At 70.3% G+C, this 4,065-nt stretch carries 5 protein-coding genes; 4 read left to right on the top strand and 1 reads right to left on the bottom strand.

All coding sequences use genetic code 11. The annotated features are described in order from the left end of the window. Positions 1 to 782 (top strand): acyl-CoA dehydrogenase family protein (locus AC31A1_RS47960; RefSeq protein ID WP_489659356.1); only part of this gene is annotated, 782 nt, incomplete at its 5' end. Further along, entirely contained in the window at positions 779 to 1,243 is a 465-nt protein-coding gene (locus tag AC31A1_RS47955) for a nitroreductase/quinone reductase family protein (RefSeq protein ID WP_489659355.1), read from the top strand. The genes AC31A1_RS47960 and AC31A1_RS47955, both read left to right, overlap by 4 nt. A 90-nt stretch (positions 1,244 to 1,333) precedes the next feature. Here AC31A1_RS47955 and AC31A1_RS47950 read toward each other — a convergent pair whose 3' ends face one another. After that, the gene (locus AC31A1_RS47950) at positions 1,334 to 1,969 is read right to left on the bottom strand and encodes a TetR family transcriptional regulator (RefSeq protein ID WP_318021707.1); all 636 of its coding nucleotides are present in this window, start codon (positions 1,967 to 1,969) and stop codon (positions 1,334 to 1,336) included. Between the two features lie 134 nt (positions 1,970 to 2,103). On the opposite strand from AC31A1_RS47950, the gene kbpA reads away from it, so the two are divergent. Further along, the gene (kbpA, locus tag AC31A1_RS47945; protein ID WP_393752299.1) at positions 2,104 to 2,826 is read left to right on the top strand and encodes an AfsK-binding protein KbpA; all 723 of its coding nucleotides are present in this window, start codon (positions 2,104 to 2,106) and stop codon (positions 2,824 to 2,826) included. A gap of 179 nt (positions 2,827 to 3,005) precedes the next feature. Next, positions 3,006 to 4,065: serine/threonine-protein kinase (locus AC31A1_RS47940; RefSeq protein WP_489659354.1), on the top strand; the 1,060-nt coding region annotated here is incomplete at its 3' end.

The following is a 4,065-nucleotide window of genomic DNA, read 5'->3' as shown; positions in this document are numbered from 1 at the left end:
CCCCCGGCCCACTCGCCGCCGTTGGGGCCGGGGGCGGGCGCGCGGGCGGGGTGCAGGCCCGGCAGGTCGGAGACTCCGGGTGGCGGCTGTACGGGCAGGTCGCGCAGGTTCTCGACGGGCACAGCGCGGAGCTGCTGCTCGTCGCCGCCCATGCCGGAGGCTTCGCCCGGTCTCGGACACTGCTGTTCCTGGTGGCGGGGGATGCCGTCGGGCTCGTGCGGGTACGGCAGACCTCCCTCGACGCGACGCGGCCGCAGGCCCGGCTCGAACTGCGGGATGTGGAGGGGGAGTTGCTCGGCGCCGATGACAGTCAGCAGATTCTGCGGGAGCTCTCCGCCACCGGCGACACCGTCGCCGCCGTACTCGCCGCCGAAGCCGTCGGGGCCGCCGACCGGGCCTTGGAGCGGACCGTCCACTACGTCAAGCAGCGTGAGCAGTTCGGGCGGGCCATCGGGTCGTTCCAGGCGGTGAAGCACCGGTTGGCCGATGTGTATGTGCAGGTGCAGGCCGCCAAGTCGGCTGCCTACTACGCCGCTTGGGCGACCGGCCAGGGGGAGCGGGCCGGTGGGCTCGCCCTCGCGCAGGCTCTGGAGGCCTTACGGACCGCCGCCGCCGAGGGGATTCAGCTGCACGGCGGGATCGGGTTCACCTGGGAGCACGACGCCCATCTCTACTTCAAGCGTGCCGCCGGGGACGAGCTGCTGTTCGGGCCGGTGCACCGGCTTCGGGCGCACGCCGCCGAAGGTGCGCACCTTTTCGAGAGCCGCGAGGTGACGGTGTGATCGGTGTGCGTGCGGTGCAGAAGGTTTCGTCGACCCGGGCGTTCGCGCGTATCGCCCCGCATGTCATCCCCGCCATGGACCGGGCCGTGCACCGGCTCACGCGCGGGAAGGTGCTGCTCAGCGCGCAGATGCTGCCGGGGGTGATCCTGACCTCGACGGGGGCGAGGAGCGGGCAGGTGCGGCGCAGTCCCCTCGCCTGTATGCCGGAGGAGGGCGGCTGGGTGCTCGTCGGGTCCAACTTCGGACGTCCCGGTCATCCCGCCTGGACGCACAACCTGCTCGCCCATCCCGACGCCGAGATCAGCTGGAAGGGTGCCGAGATCCCGGTCACCGCACGGCTGTTGGAGGGGGAGGAGCGGGCTGAGGTGTGGAAGAGCGCGCTGGCGTTCTGGCCGCCGTACGCCACGTACCAGAAGAGGGTGGAGCGGGAGATCCGGCTGTTCCGGGTCGTGCGGCGCTGAACTCGTCGTGGATGCAGGGCAGGCGGTGGTCCACCGGAGTGAACCACCGCCCGCGAGACAGGACTTGGGACCTGGAAGCAGGAACCGCTCCTACTTCGTCGGCTTCTTGCCGGTCACGCCCAGGTGGACCAACAGCGCCAGGTTCGGCTTGAGTTCAGCCTGCTTGACACCCCACGTCTGGAAACCCTTCTGGTGCGAGGCGACGGCCGCGAGCATCGCGACCAGTGAACCGGCGACCGCCGCCGGGTTCACGTCCTTGTCGACCTTGCCCTTGGACTGCAACTCGGCGACCGCGTCCGAGAGGGAGTTGTTCACGGAGTTGAGGATCTTCATCCGGATCTTGTAGAACCGTTTGTCTCCCTCGGCGGCACCGAGATCGACGACCCTGAGGATCGCGTCGTTCCTGCGCCAGAACTCCAGGAAACCGTCCACGAGTTCCTGGGAGGTCTGCCAACCCGCCTTGCCGACCCATGACCGGCCGGCCAGCAGTTCGGTCAACTGCCCGCCCTCCGTGGCCATTTGCTCGGCGATCTCCAGGACGGCGCCTTCGACGTCCGGGAAGTACTGGTAGAAGGTCGCGGGTGAAGTCCCCGCCTTCCGGGCGACATCGATGACTTTGACGTCCCGGTAAGGGGAGGAGCTGAGCATCTCGCTTAGGCAGTCGAGCAGCTTCTGCCGGGTCGCCTGCCCACGCCGGCCGGCCACGCGGCCGTCGACGGTACGCACTTGTCCTGTCATGCCGTCAGCTTACCGAGGGGTGATCGGAGCGCGATTCGGCCGACTGCAAATGGGGTGCACGAGGGTCCAGAGGGTGGTGTGCCTGGTCTGCGGGGTGCGTGCGTCGCCGCTACTTTGACGGTATGGCCGAAAACAGGGCATCCGCGTACGGAGAGGGCGTCCCCTGCTGGGTGGACGCACAGCTTCCGGACCTGGCGGCGGGCAGGCGGTTCTACGGTGAGCTCTTCGGGTGGACCTTCGAGGAGGCGTACGGCGGTTCCGTATGGGCCCGCAAGGACGGCGAGGCCGTCGCGGCGCTCGCCCACAAGGCGGACGGGCGGATGCCGACCGTGTGGACGGTGTACTTCGCGACGCCGGACGTGGTGCGGCTGAGCGGGCGCATCCGGGAGGCGGGCGGGCAGGTCGTCATGGCGCCGGTTTCCTTGGGGGAACTGGGCACCGCCGTTCTTGCCGCTGACACCGAAGGTGCCGTCTTCGGGCTGTGGCAGGCGGCCCGGCACCCCGGTTTCGGCACCCGGCACAAGCCCGGCACCTTCGGCTGGGCCGAGCTGTACGCCCGCGACACGGAGGCCGCCAACAATTTCTACGGCGGACTTTTCACAGACGCCCTCTTCGGACCGGATGCCGCCCCCGATTTCGGGCGCGCTCCCGTCTCCGACGTCTTCCCGGTCGAGATGCCGCCGCATTTCCTCGTTCACTTCCGGGTCGAGGACATCGAGCCGGTCCTGGGGGCCGTGCACCGGCTCGGCGGGCGGGTGCAGGTTCCGCTCTTCGAGACGTCGTACGGGAAAGTGGCGGTCGTCACGGACAATCAAGGGGCGTCGTTCGCACTGCTGCAACGCTGACACCTGGACGTTTGTCCGGAGATATGGCGAGACACCCCGATTAGTCGCCGGGTTCGCAACCTGTGGCCCGGCCAGGAAGAATCAGGGTGCGCGCCGTCATGGCGGTGCGGTGGTGAGACGCTGCACGGGGTCGCGTACATATGTGGGTGGCGTGGCCCGTACGGGGAGGTGGCAGGCAAGTGGTGGATCAGCTGACGCAGCACGATCCGCGGCGGATCGGGCCGTTCGAGGTGCTGGGACGGCTGGGCGCGGGCGGCATGGGGCTGGTCTATCTCGCGCGCTCGGCGTCCGGCCGGCGGGTGGCGATCAAGACCGTGCGGACGGAACTCGCCGAGGACCAGCTGTTCCGGGTCCGCTTCACGCGCGAGGTCGAGGCGGCGCGTGCGGTCTCCGGTTTCTACACGGCCGCCGTGGTCGACGCCGATCCGCGGGCCGCGGTGCCGTGGCTGGCCACCGCGTACGTGCCCGCGCCCTCCCTCGAAGAGATAGTGAACGAGTGCGGGCCCATGCCGGCCCAGGCGGTGCGCTGGCTCGCGGCGGGGGTCGCGGAGGCGCTCCAGTCCATCCACGGGGCGGGTCTCGTCCACCGTGACCTCAAACCGTCCAACGTGCTCGTGGTCGAGGACGGGCCGCGGGTCATCGACTTCGGTATCGCCTCGGGCGTATCGAACACACGTTTGACGATGACGAACGTGGCGGTGGGTACGCCCGCCTACATGTCTCCCGAGCAGGCCAAGGACTCCCGCAGCGTCACCGGCGCGAGCGACGTGTTCTCGCTCGGCTCGATGCTCGTCTTCGCCGCCACCGGACACCCCCCGTTCCACGGCGCCAACCCGGTCGAGACCGTCTTCATGCTGCTGCGCGAGGGCCCCGACCTCGCCGGCCTCCCGGACGAACTGCGCCCCCTCATCGAGTCCTGCATGCAGATGGAGGCCACCGGCCGGCCGAATCCGGCAGACCTCCAGGCCCAGCTCGCCCCCCACCTCTTCGGCTCCGGCTCCGACGACAGCGGTACGGCCTCGGCCTGGCTGCCCGAGCGCGCGGTGACCCTGATCGAGACCCGGCGCGGCGGCCGCCCGCCCGTGAAACCGACGCCCACCGCCGGCCGCAGCGGTGGTGGCGGGCGCGTTCCCGTACCGCCGCCGCCCTCCCACGACCCCGTCGTGCCCGTCCCGGTCGGCGCCCCCGACACCGGACCCGTGCGACTGGCCGGCGCCCCGGTCCCGATCGGCCCGGGCC

Source organism: Streptomyces sp. P5F9 (genome assembly GCF_057961495.1).
Note: the sequence above shows the minus strand (reverse complement) of the source record. Positions and strands in the feature narration are given on the sequence as shown.